This is a genomic window from Acinetobacter sp. BEC1-S18-ESBL-01, assembly GCF_014169935.1.
Classification (GTDB): domain Bacteria; phylum Pseudomonadota; class Gammaproteobacteria; order Pseudomonadales; family Moraxellaceae; genus Acinetobacter; species Acinetobacter pittii.
The window spans coordinates 3,361,319-3,378,827 of the sequence record NZ_AP022302.1 but is presented as its reverse complement, the minus strand read 5'-3'; the positions used below and the strand labels follow the sequence as shown (position 1 = coordinate 3,378,827).

The following is a 17,509-nucleotide window of genomic DNA, read 5'->3' as shown; positions in this document are numbered from 1 at the left end:
GAGCGATACAATGATAGAGAACCCAATTAAACGTCGACCAACACGTAAAATCCGTGTTGGTTCGGTGTATGTCGGTGGCGATGCACCTATTAGTGTGCAAAGTATGACAAATACCGAAACTTGCGATGTCGATGCAACCGTTGCTCAAATCGAGCGTTGCGTTGATGCAGGTGCTGATATTATGCGTGTTTCGGTCCCATCTATGGAGGCTGCTGAGGCATTTGGTGCGATCCGTAAACGTGTTTCAGTTCCATTGGTGGCTGATATTCACTTTGACCATAGAATTGCTCTGGCAGTTGCAGACTATGGTGCAGACTGTTTACGTATTAACCCAGGCAATATTGGCTCAGACCAGAAAGTGCGTGAAGTCGTTGCTGCGGCGCGTCATCATGGCATTTCTATGCGTATTGGGGTCAATGCGGGTTCTTTAGAAAAAGATTTACAAAAGAAATATGGCGAACCTACAGGTGAGGCGCTGCTTGAATCAGCACTACGTCATATTGATATTTTAGATCGTCTCAACTTCCATGAATTTAAAGTCAGCGTAAAAGCATCAAATGTGTTTTTAACCATGGATGCTTATCGTTTACTTTCAAAGCAAATTGATAACCCATTACATCTAGGTGTGACTGAAGCTGGTATTTATCGTACAGGTACTGTGAAGTCGGCGATTGCCCTTGGCGGATTGTTGATGGAAGGTATTGGCGATACGATGCGTATTTCGCTTGCCGCCGAACCGGAAGATGAAATCAAGATTGGTTTTGATATCTTAAAATCACTAGGACTTCGTTCTAACGGTATTAACTTTATTGCTTGCCCAAGTTGCTCTCGCCAAGAATTTAATGTTATTCAGGTAATGCAAGCATTGGAAGAGCGTTTAGAAGATATTCGTACTCCAATGGATGTGTCGGTAATTGGCTGTAAAGTAAACGGCCCAGGTGAAGCAAAAGAAGCCGATATCGGGGTCGTTGGGGCTGCGCCTCGCTCATTGGTTTATCGTAATGGTGAAAAAAGCCATTTAATCGATACCGATCAATTGGTTGATGAAATCGAAACTATGGTTCGTCAACGTGTCCAAGAGCTTGAAGAAGCTAAATCTAAAGAAATTATTCGTAGTTCATCATGAGTTCAATCGTCGCAATCAAAGGTTTTAATGACATCTTGCCAACGCAAACAGTAGCGTGGAGACGTCTCGAGCAACATTTAGCATCTTTAATGGATGCTTATGGATATCAACAAATTCGTTTGCCGATCGTTGAACAAACGGGCTTGTTTAAACGTGCTATTGGTGATGCTACCGATATTGTTGAAAAAGAAATGTATACCTTTTTTGACAAAGGTAATCCACCAGAGTCATTAACCTTACGTCCAGAGGGTACTGCAGGTTGTGTTCGTGCTTTGGTTGAACATAATTTGTTGCGCGGTGCTACGCCACGCGTGTGGTATATGGGACCTATGTTCCGTTATGAAAAACCACAAAAAGGACGTTACCGTCAGTTCCACCAATTTGGTGTGGAAACTTTCGGTGTTGCGACTCCTGATATTGAAGCTGAAGTTATCTTGATGACAGCTCGATTATGGAAACATATGGGCGTTGATCACATGGTTCAACTTGAGTTGAATACTTTGGGTGAAAAAGATGAGCGTACAGAGTATCGTAATGCTTTGGTTGCGTTTTTAAATGAGCATAAAGATGCGTTGGATGAAGATTCACAGCGCCGTTTAACAACGAATCCACTACGTATTTTGGATTCTAAAATTGAATCGACTCAGAAAATTCTGGAAAATGCGCCGAAATTATATGACTTTTTGAAAGAAGATAGTTTAAGTCACTTCCAACAATTACAAGACTATTTGACTGCTGCGGGTGTTAAATTTGTCATTAATCAAAAATTGGTGCGTGGTCTGGATTACTACAATAAAACCGTTTTTGAATGGACAACAACTGCACTTGGTTCGCAAGGTACGGTGTGTGGCGGTGGTCGTTATGATGGTCTTGTTGGTCAGCTAAAAGGTAAGCCAGATCAATCTGTACCTGCTGTTGGCTTTGGTATGGGGATGGAGCGTTTATTGCTTCTGGTTGAGCAAGTTGAACAGGCTCAAGTTATTCGTGATTGTGAAGTCTTCTTGGTTGCAGAACCTGCTTATCAAACTAAGGCTTTGATTTTAGCGGAACAATTACGTGACCAGTTAGAAGCTGAAAATAGCAGTATTCGAATCAAAACAGGTTCACAAGGCAGTATGAAGAGTCAGATGAAAAAAGCTGATCAGGCTGGGGCTGTTTACGCCATGATTTTAGGTGAGCGTGAATGGGAAGCACAGCAACTTGCTATCAAAGAGTTAGCAACAGCTGAGCAGTCTCAAGTTGCGCTGGCTGAGCTTGTACCATTCTTAATCGAAAAATTTACAAAATAAACTGAAACATCTGGAAAAGGACAATCACATGAGTGTAAGTGATGAAGAACAATTCGACAGCTTAAAGTCGTTCGCCAAAAAATATGGTTCTGCCATGATTAGCGGGATTCTCATTGCATTGATTGCCTTTTTTGGGTGGGAATATTGGCAAAAAAGAAATCTTGCGAGCAGCCAGACAGAAACTGCAAAAGTACAGCAGTTAATGGATGAGGCAAATGCAAGTGCTGATAATCCTAATGCTTTAACTTCGGTCACTGCATCGGCAGATAAAATCGTAAAAGATGATATCAATTCTGTTCAGGCGATACAGACTCAGTTTGTATTAGCAAAATTAGCCTATGAAAAACAGGATTATGCTGCTGCTGAAAAAGCATTGAAGAAAGTTGAAAATTCAAAAGTAAAAGATGAAGGTTTGATTCAGGTTGTAAAATTGCGTTTAGCAGATGCACAATTGGCGCAAAACAAATATGATGAAGCACTAAAAACCTTGTCTGGTAACGTCGATCCTGCATTTAAAGCAACAGTAGAAGAGTTACGTGGTGATATCTTTGTTGCTAAGAAAGATGTTGATTCTGCTAAAAAAGCGTATCAGGCAGCATGGGATTCGTTACTGGAACGTAAACAAGAACGACAAATTTTACAAATTAAACTCGAAAGTGTTGGCGTTTTAGTTGAAGATCCACAGATTGAGCGCCCAATTTTGGAAACACAGGTGGAAGAGTCTTAATGAATCAGAAATTCAAACTGCCTTTGGCAATTGCAATCGCATCAGCTGTACTGGTGGGATGTTCTAGCAACAAAGTAAAAGAAGCAAAACCAAATCCACTACCGAAATTGACTGAGTCGAAAAAGACTCTAGTACCCGTGTTTTCGCGCAGTGTTTCTTCTACTGATAAGGCAGATCCATTACGTTTGCAGCTTGACGCAAGTGAGGGCGTGGTCTTTACGCTTGACCCAAAAGGTGAGGTCGCTGCATATCGTGGCAAGGAACGCATTTGGGAGAAAAAAGTCAGCAAATTAGGCTTGAGCTCTGGTGTTGAAGCTGCTGAAGGAATTGTTGTTGTTGGTAATAGTAAAGGTCAACTTTTTGCTTTAGATCAGGCAACAGGTGAACAAAAGTGGACTGCACAGTTATCTGGTGCACTATTAAGTCCTTCTTTAGTTCAGTCTGGACGCGTTATTACCATTGCTAATGATGGTACTGTATTTGCGCATGATGCTGGTTCAGGCCAACAAGTTTGGGCTTATAAATTACCAAATGTCCAATTTAGTTTACGTGGTCAGGCCTCACCGGTGAGTCTTGACCCGCGTACCGTATTAATCGCATCTGCGAATGCGTATGTTTATGCAATTGATACGATTAGTGGTATTCCACGTTTCCAACGCCGTGTTGCAGTAAGTGAAGGCCGTTCTGATATTCAACGTTTGATTGATATCGATGGTGATCCTGCAGTTGCTGGACAGTTTATGGTAACGACTAGTTTCCAAGGACAAGTGACCGTAACTGATCTAGCTTCGCAACGTGTAGTTTGGAGTGAAGACTCAAGCAGCACGAAGCGTCCAGAAGTTTATGACAATAAAGTATTTGTTTCATCAACTGATGGTAAGTTAACTGCTTATGATTTAACGACAGGCGAACAAGTTTGGCAAAATGATAGTTTATTAAACCGTCATTTAAGTAACCCTGTTGTGTTGGGGTCGGACCTTATTGTTGGTGATTTAGATGGCGTATTACATCTTGTTGATCCTGCAACAGGTAAGTTGATTGGTCGTTCAAAAACAAGTGGGGAGGTCAATACATTACGTGTTATTGAGAACCAACTTTACGTTTCGACCAGAAAAGGCGATTTAAGTATTTGGCAGAATCGTTAATTTCGTTTGCTTGTGCTAAAATAGCCGCTTAACAAATTACGCTGTTAAAAAAATATCGGGGTGTTTGAATTAAATCAGTTCAAAGCCCCGTCTTTTATTATGGTCATATCTGACCTTAAAATATATCTCCTGTATTGTTTCTAATGCTCATGCCATGAGATATGGCTGGTCTTGAATTAAGGTTATTGTATGAAACCCGTTATTGCGCTCATTGGTCGTCCGAATGTCGGAAAATCAACGTTATTTAACCAGATTACCAAGAGTCGTGATGCACTTGTAGCCGACTTCGCGGGTCTGACTCGTGACCGTAAATATGGTGATGCGACCTATCAAAATAAGTCTTTCATTGTTGTTGATACTGGTGGTATCGGTGAGAGCGAAGGCGGTATCGATAACTACATGGCCGAGCAGTCAAAAACAGCGATCAACGAAGCAGATATTATTATTTTTGTGGTTGATGCTCGTGCTGGGTTGTTAGCTTCTGATGAGCAAATTGCTCGTGAACTACGTACGTTAGGCAAGAAAATTTATCTTGTTGCGAACAAGGTAGATGGTGTTCATGCTGAAGCAGCTTTGGTTGAGTTCTATAAACTTGGTATGGGTGAACCATTACAAGTTGCAGCGAGCCATGGTCGTGGCGTACAGCAAATGCTGGAAGATGTACTTGCAGAAGTTCCAGAAGATGAAAATCCAGAAGAGCATGACAAAGATACTGGTTTACGTTTAGCAATTATTGGTCGTCCTAACGTTGGTAAGTCAACACTGGTCAACCGTTTGCTGGGTGAAGACCGTGTGGTGGCATTTGACCAACCAGGTACAACGCGTGACTCGATTTACATTCCTTTTGAGCGTGAAGGCCGTAAATACACTTTAATTGATACAGCAGGTGTGCGTCGTAAAGGTAAGGTTGATGAAATGATTGAGAAGTTCTCAATTGTTAAAACTTTGCAAGCAATGAAAGATGCACATGTTGTCGTAGTTGTAGTCGATGCGCGTGAAGGTATTGTTGAGCAAGACTTGCATTTAATTGGCTATGCGCTTGAAGCTGGTCGTGCCATGGTTATTGCCATCAACAAATGGGATAACATGTCTGAATATGACCGCAAGCAATGTAAGCTTGATGTTGAGCGTCGTTTTGACTTTATTCCATGGGCAAAAATCCATTTAATTTCTGCTTTACATGGAACTGGGGTAGGTGATTTATATCCTTCTATCCACCGTGCTTATGAGTCTGCGAACTTAAAAGTATCACCAGCTAAATTGACTCAAATTTTGAGTGATGCGACAGAAGCCCATCAACCACCAATGATTAGCGGTCGTCGTATTAAAATGCGTTATGCACATATGGGTGGTCAGAATCCACCGACTATTGTGATTCATGGTAATAAGGTTGATAAGACACCTGCCGATTATCGCCGTTATTTAGAAAACGTGTTCCGTAAAGTGTATAAACTCGAAGGTACACCAGTTCGTATTGACTTTAAAACTTCTGAAAACCCGTTTGAAGGTCGTAAGAGTCAGGTTGATGAACGTACTGCTGCACGTCGCCGTCGTTATATTCAGAAATTTAAGAAAGCAGAGAAAAAATTTAACCGTTAAGTTTTTTACTGTTCAAAAACCCAAAGTTTTCTTTGGGTTTTTTATTACATGGTTTAATAAGTTATTGGTATTTTTTATATTAGCTTTAGTCCCTCATGGGATGGATTTAGAAAGATGAATGATAAGAAAATTGAAGTTTATATAGGAAAGCTCAATGAGTTTTTAAAACAAGAACAACAAAACTTTCCAGACTTCCGTTCATTTAATCATTATAAAAAACAACAAATACAGAGTGTCAGAAATCGACTGATTGCAGAGAAACTACAATTCAATTCAATGGAATTGGAGTTTGCCAAGCATGAACATGGTAAACCTTATTTATTGAATCACACTTTGCATTTTAATCACTCACATAGCCAACAATACTACGCTTTAGCCATGAGCGAACAAGTTAAAGATATTGGCATAGATGTTGAAGAGCTTGATCGTAAAGTACGTCTGGATAGTCTGGCACAACATGCTTTTCATCCTGATGAATATGAAATATGGTTAAGCTTAGAACAAGATAGAGAATATTGGTTCAAAGTCTGGACGACTAAAGAAGCTGTTTTAAAAGCATCGGGTCTTGGTATACGTTTAGATTTAAATACGTTAAATACTCAGGCACATCCTACCAATCATGGTGGAGTCTGTTCTCACCCACTTAATGGGACATTTGCTTATCAGAATTTTATTGTTGGCAATATGATATTAACTGTAGCATGGCGTTCAGAGTTATCTTGCCGTGGTTTTCAGTTTCCGTCTATTCAGCTTCACTCACTTGATCTTTAATAATCTAAATAGCACACATAAAAAAACCGCGTAATACGCGGTTTTTTTATTAAAAGGAGAAGCTAAAAAATTAAGCTTGACCTTCAACTGCAGCAGCTTGAGCACGTTGCATGTTAGCTTCGAACTCTGCATCAAAGTTGATTGGAGTAAGAAGTAACTGTGGGAAGCTACCTTTAGTTACTAAATCATTTACAGCTTCACGTAAGAACGGGAACAAAATATTTGGGCAGTATGCGCCTAAAATATAAGGTAAACGCTCTTCTTCTATGTTGTCGATCAAGAAAATACCGGATTGAGTTACATCTACAATGAACGCTGTTTCGTTGTCGTTATCGGCTTGTACCACAACTTTTAAAGAAACTTCAAAATGAGTCGGGTCAATCTTTTCTGCAGTAGAAGAAAGATTGATATTAAGTTCAGGTTGCCATTGTTTTGTGAAAACCTGCGCCCCAGGAACCTCAAAAGAAATATCTTTTGTATAAATACGCTCTAAAGCTAATTGTGGTTGAACTTGTTGTTCTTCGCTCATTGTTTTTTCCTTAATATGGATGCGATGTTAAGCCAATAATTCGTCGAGTTTACCTTCACGCTCTAAAGCATAAAGTTGGTCAAAACCACCGATAAACTGATCGTTAATGAAAATTTGTGGGACAGTACGATGATTTGTGCGTTGCATTAATTCAACACGTACTTCTGGTGCTTCAACAGAAAGATTTACTTCTTTATAAGCAACACCTTTACGCTCAAGTAACTGTTTAGCACGAACACAATACGGGCATACAGAAGTTGAGTAAACAATGACATTTGCAGCCATGATAATTCTCCTTAAGCTTTTGGTTTGCTTTTAACAAGAGGTAAGCCTTGTGCTTTCCAGTTACTAATACCACCATCAAGACGATAGCTATCGTGGTGAGCAACTTTTTGCAAAGCACTTCCAGCAACTTGCCCCAAGTTGCAAATAAATACCAGTGGACGGTCACTTGCTTTTAATTCGTCAGCATGACTTGCGATTTGGCTATACGGAATATTGCGACTGCCACTAATGTGACCTTCGCGGAAATCTTTGCTATCGCGTAAGTCAATCAAAAGAGCATTTTTCGCTTTCACTAAAATACCAAGCGACTGTGGAGAAATTTTACGACCATTACGTTGACCTTCAAAAATGAAGAACAACACGATCAAGACTCCGAGCGTACCAAACAAAATGGGGTGATTCCCCATAAACTCTAACCAGCGTTCCACAAGTCACCTAAAAAAATTAAAAAACAAAATTGACCTAGAGTATAGCGTATATAGATGGTGATCAAAATCACCACTTCAAGGGCAAATAGGGCAGAAAATCAGTTTTTTTGCTGCGCTTCTTGAATCTCATCGATTAAACGCAAAAAGCTATCTAAACGTCGTGGCAAAATTTCACCTGCTTCAACGGCTTGTTTAAGCCCACAATTCTTTTCATGAGTATGTGTGCAATTACGGAATTGGCAAGATCCTAGATGTGCTGCAATGTCTGGAAAGCCCATACGAATTTTTTCTAAATCGAGATGCCAAAGTCCAAACTCACGAATTCCCGGAGAATCAATTAAGGCACCATTTTTACCGAAGTTGATTAAGCGCGTAGAGGTTGTCGTGTGTTGTCCAAGTGCAGAGTTTTCAGAAATAACATTAGTTTTTTGCTCTGCATCTGGAATGAGCACATTAATTAAAGAGCTTTTTCCTACGCCTGATTGCCCTACAAATGCTACGGTTTCACCATCTAAACGCTCAGATAAAGCAGAGATATCTCCCTTCTTAGACTGACAAATCATCACCTCATAACCCAAGGTTTTATATTCTTCTAATAGGGTAAGAATTGGGTCATTTTCAGTGAGTAAATCAGACTTATTGAGGACCAAAAGAGCAGGAATATTTGCATCTGCACAAGCAACTAAATACCGATCGATTAGCGTTGGAGCTGGTTCAGGAAGCGGTGAAAATACAATCACAATCAAACTGATATTCGCGGCTACTGGTTTAACTTTGTGATAGCGGTCAGGACGGGTAAGTAAAGATGTACGTGGGTGAATGGCTGTAATAATGCCTAAACCCGTATTTGGGTCTGCCTGCCATTTAACACGATCACCAGTTACAAGTAACTCAAGATTAGTTCGAGTATGGCAACGCCAAACACTATTGAGCTCGATCGGCTTCCAGAATGGTTCTGGTTCTCCTTCGGCAACTTGTGGTTTTTCTGGGTGATGCTCCGGTACAGAGAGGGCTTGTACTTCAAGTTGACGGCCATAATGTTGTACAACGAGTCCGTCTAGATCCTGTGAAGTATCGATCTCTTCTTGGCGAGTTTTATGCTGTTTTTCAATACGACGTTGCTGTTGTTCAGTTAAACGACGCTTACGAATTAAAGCCATTCATATCCCAAAAAAAACCATTGTTTGAAGACCGCAAAAATAGCATGAAGCAGCTATAGAATTACAGCGCGGAAGCAAGAAATTTGCTACTATTGATGTTTTTACGGCATTTTAGAACGTACATTCATGAGCAGTACTTTAAATACACGATTAATTTGGATTGATCTGGAAATGACCGGATTAGATACCGATAATGACCAAATTATTGAAATCGCAACAATTATTACAGATGATCATTTAAATGTACTTGCCGAAGGTCCAGTTTTGGCTATTCATCAACCTGATCGTATTTTAAATGCAATGGATGAATGGAACACTCGTCAACATGGGCAGTCTGGACTAATTGAACGAGTTCGTCGCAGTAAATTAACAGCTCGTGATGCTGAGTTACAAACTTTAGAATTCCTAAAAAAATGGGTGAATCCAAAAGTTTCACCAATGTGCGGTAACTCGATTTGTCAGGACCGCCGTTTCTTACACCGTCTTATGCCTGAACTTGAGCAGTATTTTCACTATCGTAATCTTGATGTATCTACGGTAAAAGAGCTTTCAAAACGCTGGCGCCCTGAAATTATGAGTGGCCTGAAAAAGAATGCATCACATTTGGCAATGGATGATATTCGTGACTCAATTTCAGAGTTGAAATATTACCGCGAATATTTCTTTATCATGAATACAGATGGTAAAGATTGATTACGTTGTAGATGTGATATGAAAGGGAGGCTTAGGCCTCCTTTTTTATTGCATAAAGGACATTGTTACAATAATGCCGATCGCCTGATTTGGCTTTCATATTCATTTTGCTTAAAATGATGTTTTAAATTTTAATTATAAAAAGAGAGCATTTATGCAAAGTAATAACCCGATACTGACGCGCGTTGAAACGGTCAGTGACTATAGTCAACCGATGACTGTGCAAGGTGCGATTCAAAAATCTGTTATGTTGACAGTCATTGCAGCTGCTGTGGGTGTCGCTTTATTTTTCTATGCAGCCTTTACTGCAAATGTTGGTATTGCTTACGCGGCTTCAATTGTGGGTGCAATTGGTGGCTTGGTTTTAGCTTTAATTACAACGTTTAAACCAACGACCGCGCCAACATTGGCAATTCCGTATGCCTTATTTGAAGGGGCTTTTTTAGGTGGTATTTCGTTTACTTTCCAGTTGAAATACCCAGGAGTTCCACTTCAGGCTTTATTAGCGACCTTTGTCACCACTTTGGTGATGTTTGGTTTATATAAATTCCAAATTATTCGCGCAACTGAAAAGTTTAAGTCAGTTGTGATCTCTGCATCTTTGGCGATCTTTATTGTATTTATCGTGCAGATGGTCATGCGTTTAGCATTTGGTTCAAGTGTTCCTTATATTTTTGAAAGTAACTGGTTAGGTATTGGTTTTGCTGCATTCGTCGCGGTCATTGCTTCGCTTAATCTGATTTTAGATTTTGATTTAATCGAAACTAATGCAGCATATCGTGCACCAAAATTCATGGAATGGTTGTGTGGTATCGCATTACTTGCAACTTTAGTATGGATGTATATTTCTTTCTTACGCTTACTGGGCTTATTGTCTGACGACTAAGATTGAATTCATCTAGAAGTCGCTCCTCATCAGGAGCGATTTTTTTTCGTGCGATTTTTGAAAAAAGATGCATTATGCAATTTCGAAAACCGCCGAATATTGGCATTATGCTTGAAATTGTTTTGAGTGAGATCGGCATGACACAAGGACTTTTAGCAGGTAAGCGCTTTTTGATTGCAGGCGTTGCTAGTAAATTATCAATTGCTTTTGGTATTGCCCAAGCATTACACCGTGAAGGTGCAGAGCTTGCGTTTACTTATCCAAACGAAAAATTAAAAAAACGTGTGGATGAATTTGCTGAGCAATTCGGTTCTAAGCTTGTGTTTCCATGTGATGTTGCTGTTGATGCTGAAATTGATAATGCATTTGCAGAACTTGCAAAACATTGGGATGGTGTAGACGGTGTTGTACACTCAATTGGCTTCGCACCTGCACATACACTTGATGGTGATTTTACTGACGTGACTGACCGTGAAGGTTTTAAAGTTGCTCATGACATCAGTGCATACAGCTTTGTTGCAATGGCACGTGCTGCAAAACCTCTCTTACAAGCTCGCCAAGGTTGTTTATTGACTTTGACTTACCAAGGTTCTGAGCGCGTTATGCCTAACTATAACGTTATGGGTATGGCAAAAGCTTCTTTAGAAGCTGGTGTTCGTTACTTGGCATCAAGCCTTGGTGTTGATGGTATTCGTGTAAACGCGATTTCTGCGGGCCCAATCCGTACTTTAGCTGCTTCTGGTATTAAATCTTTCCGTAAAATGTTAGATGCCAATGAAAAAGTTGCGCCATTAAAACGTAACGTAACCATTGAAGAAGTAGGTAACGCAGCATTATTCCTATGCTCACCTTGGGCTTCGGGTATTACTGGTGAAATTCTATATGTAGATGCTGGTTTCAATACTGTAGGTATGAGCCAATCTATGATGGATGATGAATAAGTTTTAAAATTTATTTAGCCATAAAAAAGCCGTAGTTGAAGGACTACGGCTTTTTTAATTGGTACAAGTTATTGCGGTAGTTCTTTTACAGGGGAACCACCTAGAGCTTGCATGAGGGTGACATAAGCATTGTATTGGCTTTGCTTGGTTTCAACGAGACTTAGACGTGCAGTACGTGTGGTTTGCTGAGCATCGAGAAGTGTTTTTAATGCAACAGCACCATAACGGTAACGAACTTCGGTTAGACGTTCAGTTTTTTCTGCAAGTTCAACATTACGCTCTTGTAACGCTACTTGTTTGTCGAGTTCGGTACGACTCGATAAAGCATTTTCTACGTCAGCAAAAGCCTGATAAAGCGTTTGACGATATTGAATAATCGCTTTTTCATAATCTAGATTGCTAATCGCGATATCTTTTTTCATATCGTTATATTGCAAAAACGGTAAGCTTAAACTTGCACCAAGCGTAAGGGCAGGGTTGCGTAACAACTCCGTTAACGATGTGCTGCTTGAGCCTAAACTACTGGTTAAGCTAATTGATGGGTAGTAGCTTGCTTTGGTTGCATCTTTAGTTGCTAATGCTTTTCTTAAGCGGAGCTCACTTGCTTGCAAATCAGGTCGGCGCGATAAAATGTCGGCAGGTAAGCCAGCACCAATTGCAGGTAGAGCAGTGCGTGGTAAACGCTTTGGCTCTTGAATATTTAATTGCTGCAATGGTTCATGTAATAACACCGCAATGGCTGTGCGAGTTTCAACCAGTTGTTGTTCAATCTGGCTTAAACTCGCTTTTTGGCTTTGTACTGATTGTTCTGCTTGAGTCAGATCTACACCTGAAACGGCACCAGCTTTATATTGAATCTGTACCAAGTCATAAAGCTTTTGAGAGGTTGCTAGACTTTGCTGGGCAGTTGTGTAGCGCTCATTTAAATAACCGAGTTGCCAATAGAGTTTGGCAGTGGTTGCAATTAAACTTTGCCCCGTGGCTTGTAAGTCTTGTTCTGTCGCTAAAGCTTCCCATTTACTTGCTTCGGTTTGGCGAGCAAGCTTGCCAAACAAATCAAGCTCATAGCTTACGCCAGCGCTCATTGATAGACCTTTAGCACTATCATCTCCCGAATTTAAATCGAAAGAATGCCCTGTAGAAACACTTGAACTGGTTCGTAAGCCTTGTTTGTTAGCGGTTAAGTCAGCTTGTAGACGGGCTTGCTTTAGAGCAATACCTGCAACTGCTAAATCACTATTACGTTCTAATACATTGCTTACAAGTTGGTTGAGCTGTGCATCGTTAAAGAGTGTCCACCAACGGTCAGAATATTGATTGGCAGACATGGTTTTTGTTTTTGCTGTGTCATACTGAAAACTACCCGGAACTTGTACTGCAGGTGTTTCATAAGGTGTTTTTACTACAGCTGCACATCCGACAAGAGAACCTGTGAGAAGAAGTGCTGTGCTGAGTTTAGTCATAGAGAAAGACATGCAATTTTCCTTATTCTCGAGATAGTGCGGCGACAGGGTCAAGTTTCGCGGCATTCTTGGCTGGTAAGAAACCAAAAACGACCCCAATCAGTGTTGAACAGACAAATGCTGCAATAATAGAAGTGCTTGAATAAGCCACGCTAAAGTTACCACCAGCAAATTTATTAATAAGTTGTCCAAGGCCAAGCGATAGTAAGACGCCAAGCACACCACCAATTAAACACACCAAAATTGCTTCAATCAGGAATTGCTGCAAAATATCACTTTGACGAGCACCTACGGCCATACGTACGCCAATTTCCTGAGTACGTTCAGTCACTGAAACCAACATAATGTTCATTACCCCGATACCACCAACCACCAGTGAAATTACGGCAATTGCTGAAACCAGAAGCGTCATTGTGCTGGTTGTTTTCTCAATGGTTTGACGGATACTGTCACTATTCATGGTGAAAATATCTTGTGCACCATGGCGCTGGGTTAATAAATTTACAATCGCATTTTCTGCGGCAGCAGTTGAATATTTGTCATTAATACGAACCACGATATTACGTACATTAGATTGACCTAACATACGGCTCATTACGGTTGTATAAGGCATATAGACATTTAATGTATCATCTGAGCCCATGCCGCTTGTCTGCGGTTCTACAATCCCAATAATACGTGCTGGTACACTACCGAGCAGTACGACTTGGCCAATTGGATTGCTACCATCTCCAAAGAATTGCTTTTGCGTATTAGTATCAATTACAACATCTTGTGAGCGATCACGAACACTACGTTGATCAAAAGTTTGTCCATCTTTAAAGACCAAACCTTTCACATCGAAATAATCGTTACTCACACCATTAATGGTCGCGTTCGCTTCATTTTGTTGGTAACGCATGGTCTTGGATGTGCTGACGATGGGGCTAACTGCACTGACATACGGTTGAGTCATTAACGCATCGGCATCGGCAGGCACCAAGGTTTTAAAACTTGCAGTTTTAGAGTTATCACCAAAACCGCGGCCCTGAAATACCGTAATCGTATTTGTTCCCAGACTGCTAATATTGCTTAAAATTTGCTGTTGAGAGCCTTTACCTAGCGCGACAACCGTAACAACCGATGCAATACCAATAATGATCCCAAGCATGGTTAAAAAAGTACGCATGCGGTGGGCATTCATAGACAGTAAAGCCATTTGAAAGGCTTCAGATAAACGGTCTAAAGTAGAACGCCATGCAGAAATACTTTTGCCTTTCTTCTGTTTACCTTGCAAAGCAGGCGCCGCATCAGGATCAGTCTTGATTGGTTCGGCTGCTTGATCTGGAACATTAGGGCGGTCACTAATAATTTCGCCATCACTAATTTCGATAATACGCGTCGCATTTTTTGCAACTTGCATATCGTGGGTGACTAAAATAATAGTGTGACCTGCAGCATTGAGTTCACGCAAAATACGCATCACCTCAACACCACTATGAGAGTCAAGCGCCCCTGTTGGTTCATCTGCCAGAATAACGTCACCGCCATTCATCAGCGCACGGGCAATAGAAACACGTTGCTGCTGACCACCAGAAAGTTGGCTTGGTCTATTGAGGGTTTTAGTACCTAAACCTAATTCGGTCAATAAAGCCGTTGCGCGTTGTTTACGTTCAGAAGGTGTAACACCTGCATAAACAGCCGGAACTTCAACGTTACCCTCAGCAGATAAGTCGCCCAGTAAGTGATAACGCTGGAAAATAAAACCAAAATATTCACGGCGTAGTCGAGCCAGCTGATCTGGCTCAAGTTTACCTGTTTCTTGTCCATTAACCTTGTAACTACCACTCGTAGGTCGGTCCAAACAACCCAAAATATTCATGAGTGTTGATTTACCAGAACCAGACTGGCCGACAATGGCAACCAGTTCACCTTCATAAATGGTCAGGTCAATGCCTTTTAAAATTTGTATCGTGCTTTCGCCAGCAGGGAATTCCCGGACTAGATTGCTGACTTCAAGCAAAGCTTGTTTTGTCATGCTTACATTCCCATTGGGCCACTACGGCGACGGTTATTACTACTATTAGCTGATGCAGCAGAAGTATCTGCGCTATCGGCAATGACAACTTGATCACCTTGTTTTAAGCCAGCAAGAACTTGCGCATTTACACGGTTGTTAATACCCACCAAAATTTGAGTCGGTTTAGTTGTGCCGTCAGCTTGTAATACACGTACAACACTTAACGTTAATTTACCTTGTTCAACGAGTTGTTTTTGTTCAGCAGTCAGGTTAAGACGCTCCAAACGAGCTCCATTTCCTTGAGATTTTTTAGCTGCTTCAGGTGAAGAACTTGATTTATCAGAGGATTGACCTGATTTTCTTTGACCTGAAAATTGTTTAGAACTCAGTGCTGATGATGGAACGAGTAGAGCATTTTTAGCTGAATTTAATACGATATAAACTTGTGCAGTCATATCAATACGCAATTTACCATCGGTATTTGGCACATCGAATAAGGCATTGTAGTAAACAGCCGAACTGGTTGTTGAGCTTGTTGTACTTGTTGATTCACTAGAAATTGAGTCAGGAGCAGGCTCAATTTGACGTAAAGTTGCGTAGCGTTTAGTTTCATCACCTAAGGTTGTAAAGTAAACCTGTTGTCCTTTTTCAACTTTCATAATGTCAGCTTCACTGACTTGCGCTTTAATCGTCATGTTTTGTAATTTTGCAATTTTGACAATTGTGGGTGCGCTTTGGTTCGCGTTTACGGTTTGACCTTCTTCAGTCACAATCGCGACAACCGTACCATCAGTTGGAGCAACAATACGTGTGTAACCAATATTGGTTTGTGCCGTAGATTTTGTGACTTTTGCAGATTCGATTTGTGCATCTAATGCTTTAATTTGTGCCTGAGCTGTTTTATAGCTTGCCTCAGCCGATTCTAAATCTGCACGCGGTGTTGCATCTTGTGCATACATTTGTTGCTGACGGCGGTATTCAAGTTGTTTTTCATTTAAGGAAGCAACTTGTTGAAGACGCTGTGCTTCTAAATTTTTAATATTTGCATCAGAAGTTTTTAAGCTATTTTCTTGGGTAGTTGAGTCAATTTGTGCAATGAGTTGACCTTGTTTAACCTGATCACCCAACTGTACATACATCTTTTTAACCTGACCAGATACCTGCGCACCCACACTAATGAGTTTGGTTGCATCTAGTGTACCTGTCGCAAGTACATTATTTTCAATATCCCCACGTGTCACCTCAGCAGTAATATACTGAGGTTGCTGCTCTTTAGGCTTTAAAAACTTCCAAGCTAATACAGCAATAACTGCTATACAGAGGATAATAATAACAAGTTTGATTGGCTTTATTTTTGGCATGGTGAGAGGTCGAAAAGTTTAAAATTTAATTTAGTATAAAAGCGAAATGAGGATAAAACGTGAATTTTTATTATATTTCAAGAATGAAGAAAAATGATTCCGCCGAATTATTGTATAAATAGCGTTTTTCCACATAATTCAGCAATGGCCTGCTGCATCAAATGTTGGGCATTTTCATTCGACATACCTTTAATTGCTGCATCAACTTGCAATAGAAGGGTAGACCAGCCTAAAAACTGTTGAGGATTTAATCTTCTTAACGCTTGTTGATATAAACTGACTTTAGTTTTCCAGATACCAAGTTGTAATGCATTATGAGGCTGTTCAAATAATTGCATCAATAAACGCATTTCTTTACTTAGTGTCCATAAGATCAGACTTTCTGGTTCACCAGCTGCAATTAAATATTGAAAAATTTTAATAGATTGAGCGAGATTACCTTCTAACAGTGCGTCACTTAAATCGTAAGTGGTGTAACGAGACTGATCTTGTAAACAAGCATACAGCTGTTCAATTTGAATCAGTTGTTGGTCTGGAAAAGTATCTCTTACACGCATCAAACTATTCTTAGCTGCGAGCAGATTATGCTCATGATGCTGCATGAGCCACTGCCATGCGTCATTATCGAGTTGAATTTCAAGTTTCTCTGCTTCGGCAGATAAAATTCTTTGGCGGTCTTGCGGATAGTTTGCCGTAAGGGCAACAACAACACCATTTGCTTCCACAACTTGGAAAAAAGCAGACTTTAAGCTACTACTATCTTGCTTAGGTAGAACAATTAAAAGCAGGTTAGTTTCATTATGCTGAATATAGCTTTTAAGTTGTTTTAGCCCATTTGCGTCAGGCTTTATATTGCCATGTACTTCAATGGCAAGCTGCTGAGAAAATAAAGATAAGCTATTGAGAGCATTAAAAACATTTTTCCAGTCGCTTACACTGCTAATATCGTAGCGCTGTCTTTCAACTTCTTGTTGTTGCCAACTTTTACGAAAAGCATCTAATAAATTTTGTTCCAGCAAAGGTTCTTGGCCGTGTAAAATCCACGCACCCCGTGCTTCCGGAATGCGTTTTAAGGCTTGTAAATAGTCAATTTTCATTGCTGGTAAA

General features: G+C 40.4%; 17 protein-coding genes. 9 read left to right on the top strand and 8 right to left on the bottom strand.

The window, feature by feature from the left end:
- Positions 1 to 10: 10 nt before the first annotated feature.
- From ispG to H7R46_RS16050, 6 genes are all read left to right on the top strand, one after another.
- Positions 11 to 1,126, top strand: a complete 1,116-nt coding sequence (ispG, locus tag H7R46_RS16075; RefSeq protein ID WP_002115078.1) for a flavodoxin-dependent (E)-4-hydroxy-3-methylbut-2-enyl-diphosphate synthase — start codon at positions 11 to 13, stop codon at positions 1,124 to 1,126.
- Entirely contained in the window at positions 1,123 to 2,415 is a 1,293-nt protein-coding gene (hisS, locus tag H7R46_RS16070) for a histidine--tRNA ligase (RefSeq protein ID WP_005066179.1), read from the top strand. Before ispG ends, hisS begins: the two co-directional genes overlap by 4 nt.
- 28 nt (positions 2,416 to 2,443) lie before the next feature.
- Complete coding sequence (locus tag H7R46_RS16065) at positions 2,444 to 3,142, top strand: YfgM family protein (RefSeq protein WP_005066180.1); 699 nt, start codon at positions 2,444 to 2,446, stop codon at positions 3,140 to 3,142.
- On the top strand, positions 3,142 to 4,287 hold the full coding sequence (gene bamB, locus H7R46_RS16060; RefSeq protein WP_005066182.1) for an outer membrane protein assembly factor BamB: 1,146 nt from the start codon (positions 3,142 to 3,144) through the stop codon (positions 4,285 to 4,287). Before H7R46_RS16065 ends, bamB begins: the two co-directional genes overlap by 1 nt.
- A gap of 189 nt (positions 4,288 to 4,476) precedes the next feature.
- On the top strand, positions 4,477 to 5,886 hold the full coding sequence (gene der, locus H7R46_RS16055) for a ribosome biogenesis GTPase Der (protein WP_005066184.1): 1,410 nt from the start codon (positions 4,477 to 4,479) through the stop codon (positions 5,884 to 5,886).
- A gap of 114 nt (positions 5,887 to 6,000) precedes the next feature.
- The gene (locus H7R46_RS16050) at positions 6,001 to 6,657 is read left to right on the top strand and encodes a 4'-phosphopantetheinyl transferase family protein (protein ID WP_182924224.1); all 657 of its coding nucleotides are present in this window, start codon (positions 6,001 to 6,003) and stop codon (positions 6,655 to 6,657) included.
- A 70-nt stretch (positions 6,658 to 6,727) separates the two neighbouring features.
- On the opposite strand, the gene secB is transcribed toward H7R46_RS16050, so the two are convergent.
- The 4 genes from secB to rsgA all read right to left on the bottom strand — a co-directional run bounded on the left by secB (position 6,728) and on the right by rsgA (position 9,059).
- On the bottom strand, positions 6,728 to 7,186 hold the full coding sequence (gene secB, locus H7R46_RS16045; protein WP_005066187.1) for a protein-export chaperone SecB: 459 nt from the start codon (positions 7,184 to 7,186) through the stop codon (positions 6,728 to 6,730).
- A gap of 27 nt (positions 7,187 to 7,213) precedes the next feature.
- Positions 7,214 to 7,471 (bottom strand): glutaredoxin 3, encoded by a 258-nt coding sequence (grxC, locus tag H7R46_RS16040; RefSeq protein WP_002114715.1) that lies wholly within the window; start codon positions 7,469 to 7,471, stop codon positions 7,214 to 7,216.
- Positions 7,472 to 7,482: 11 nt separating this feature from the next.
- On the bottom strand, positions 7,483 to 7,899 hold the full coding sequence (locus tag H7R46_RS16035) for a rhodanese-like domain-containing protein (protein WP_000443006.1): 417 nt from the start codon (positions 7,897 to 7,899) through the stop codon (positions 7,483 to 7,485).
- A 98-nt stretch (positions 7,900 to 7,997) separates the two neighbouring features.
- Complete coding sequence (gene rsgA, locus H7R46_RS16030; protein ID WP_005066188.1) at positions 7,998 to 9,059, bottom strand: ribosome small subunit-dependent GTPase A; 1,062 nt, start codon at positions 9,057 to 9,059, stop codon at positions 7,998 to 8,000.
- Positions 9,060 to 9,185: 126 nt separating this feature from the next.
- Between rsgA and orn the strand changes: the two genes are divergently transcribed.
- From orn to H7R46_RS16015, 3 genes are all read left to right on the top strand, one after another.
- Positions 9,186 to 9,752, top strand: a complete 567-nt coding sequence (orn, locus tag H7R46_RS16025) for an oligoribonuclease (protein WP_000099436.1) — start codon at positions 9,186 to 9,188, stop codon at positions 9,750 to 9,752.
- Between the two features lie 154 nt (positions 9,753 to 9,906).
- Entirely contained in the window at positions 9,907 to 10,638 is a 732-nt protein-coding gene (locus tag H7R46_RS16020; RefSeq protein ID WP_004794670.1) for a Bax inhibitor-1/YccA family membrane protein, read from the top strand.
- Positions 10,639 to 10,775: 137 nt separating this feature from the next.
- Positions 10,776 to 11,579, top strand: a complete 804-nt coding sequence (locus H7R46_RS16015) for an enoyl-ACP reductase (RefSeq protein ID WP_031944198.1) — start codon at positions 10,776 to 10,778, stop codon at positions 11,577 to 11,579.
- Between the two features lie 68 nt (positions 11,580 to 11,647).
- Here H7R46_RS16015 and H7R46_RS16010 read toward each other — a convergent pair whose 3' ends face one another.
- The 4 genes from H7R46_RS16010 to holA all read right to left on the bottom strand — a co-directional run bounded on the left by H7R46_RS16010 (position 11,648) and on the right by holA (position 17,499).
- Complete coding sequence (locus H7R46_RS16010) at positions 11,648 to 13,042, bottom strand: efflux transporter outer membrane subunit (RefSeq protein WP_080631010.1); 1,395 nt, start codon at positions 13,040 to 13,042, stop codon at positions 11,648 to 11,650.
- Between the two features lie 22 nt (positions 13,043 to 13,064).
- Positions 13,065 to 15,059 (bottom strand): MacB family efflux pump subunit, encoded by a 1,995-nt coding sequence (locus H7R46_RS16005; RefSeq protein WP_005066194.1) that lies wholly within the window; start codon positions 15,057 to 15,059, stop codon positions 13,065 to 13,067.
- 2 nt (positions 15,060 to 15,061) lie between these two features.
- Positions 15,062 to 16,402, bottom strand: a complete 1,341-nt coding sequence (locus H7R46_RS16000; protein ID WP_005066196.1) for a MacA family efflux pump subunit — start codon at positions 16,400 to 16,402, stop codon at positions 15,062 to 15,064.
- A gap of 107 nt (positions 16,403 to 16,509) precedes the next feature.
- Complete coding sequence (gene holA, locus H7R46_RS15995) at positions 16,510 to 17,499, bottom strand: DNA polymerase III subunit delta (RefSeq protein ID WP_002114918.1); 990 nt, start codon at positions 17,497 to 17,499, stop codon at positions 16,510 to 16,512.
- Positions 17,500 to 17,509: the final 10 nt, after the last annotated feature.

Excerpts from the sequence above, each read along its gene's own strand:
- ispG (WP_002115078.1), top strand. The coding sequence starts at position 11 with ATGATAGAGAACCCAATTAAACGTCGACCAACACGTAAAATCCGTGTT.
- hisS (WP_005066179.1), top strand. The coding sequence starts at position 1,123 with ATGAGTTCAATCGTCGCAATCAAAGGTTTTAATGACATCTTGCCAACG.
- H7R46_RS16065 (WP_005066180.1), top strand. The coding sequence starts at position 2,444 with ATGAGTGTAAGTGATGAAGAACAATTCGACAGCTTAAAGTCGTTCGCC.
- bamB (WP_005066182.1), top strand. The coding sequence starts at position 3,142 with ATGAATCAGAAATTCAAACTGCCTTTGGCAATTGCAATCGCATCAGCT.
- der (WP_005066184.1), top strand. The coding sequence starts at position 4,477 with ATGAAACCCGTTATTGCGCTCATTGGTCGTCCGAATGTCGGAAAATCA.
- H7R46_RS16050 (WP_182924224.1), top strand. The coding sequence starts at position 6,001 with ATGAATGATAAGAAAATTGAAGTTTATATAGGAAAGCTCAATGAGTTT.
- secB (WP_005066187.1), bottom strand. The coding sequence starts at position 7,186 with ATGAGCGAAGAACAACAAGTTCAACCACAATTAGCTTTAGAGCGTATT.
- grxC (WP_002114715.1), bottom strand. The coding sequence starts at position 7,471 with ATGGCTGCAAATGTCATTGTTTACTCAACTTCTGTATGCCCGTATTGT.
- rsgA (WP_005066188.1), bottom strand. The coding sequence starts at position 9,059 with ATGGCTTTAATTCGTAAGCGTCGTTTAACTGAACAACAGCAACGTCGT.
- orn (WP_000099436.1), top strand. The coding sequence starts at position 9,186 with ATGAGCAGTACTTTAAATACACGATTAATTTGGATTGATCTGGAAATG.
- H7R46_RS16020 (WP_004794670.1), top strand. The coding sequence starts at position 9,907 with ATGCAAAGTAATAACCCGATACTGACGCGCGTTGAAACGGTCAGTGAC.
- H7R46_RS16015 (WP_031944198.1), top strand. The coding sequence starts at position 10,776 with ATGACACAAGGACTTTTAGCAGGTAAGCGCTTTTTGATTGCAGGCGTT.
- H7R46_RS16010 (WP_080631010.1), bottom strand. The coding sequence starts at position 13,042 with ATGACTAAACTCAGCACAGCACTTCTTCTCACAGGTTCTCTTGTCGGA.
- H7R46_RS16005 (WP_005066194.1), bottom strand. The coding sequence starts at position 15,059 with ATGACAAAACAAGCTTTGCTTGAAGTCAGCAATCTAGTCCGGGAATTC.
- H7R46_RS16000 (WP_005066196.1), bottom strand. The coding sequence starts at position 16,402 with ATGCCAAAAATAAAGCCAATCAAACTTGTTATTATTATCCTCTGTATA.
- holA (WP_002114918.1), bottom strand. The coding sequence starts at position 17,499 with ATGAAAATTGACTATTTACAAGCCTTAAAACGCATTCCGGAAGCACGG.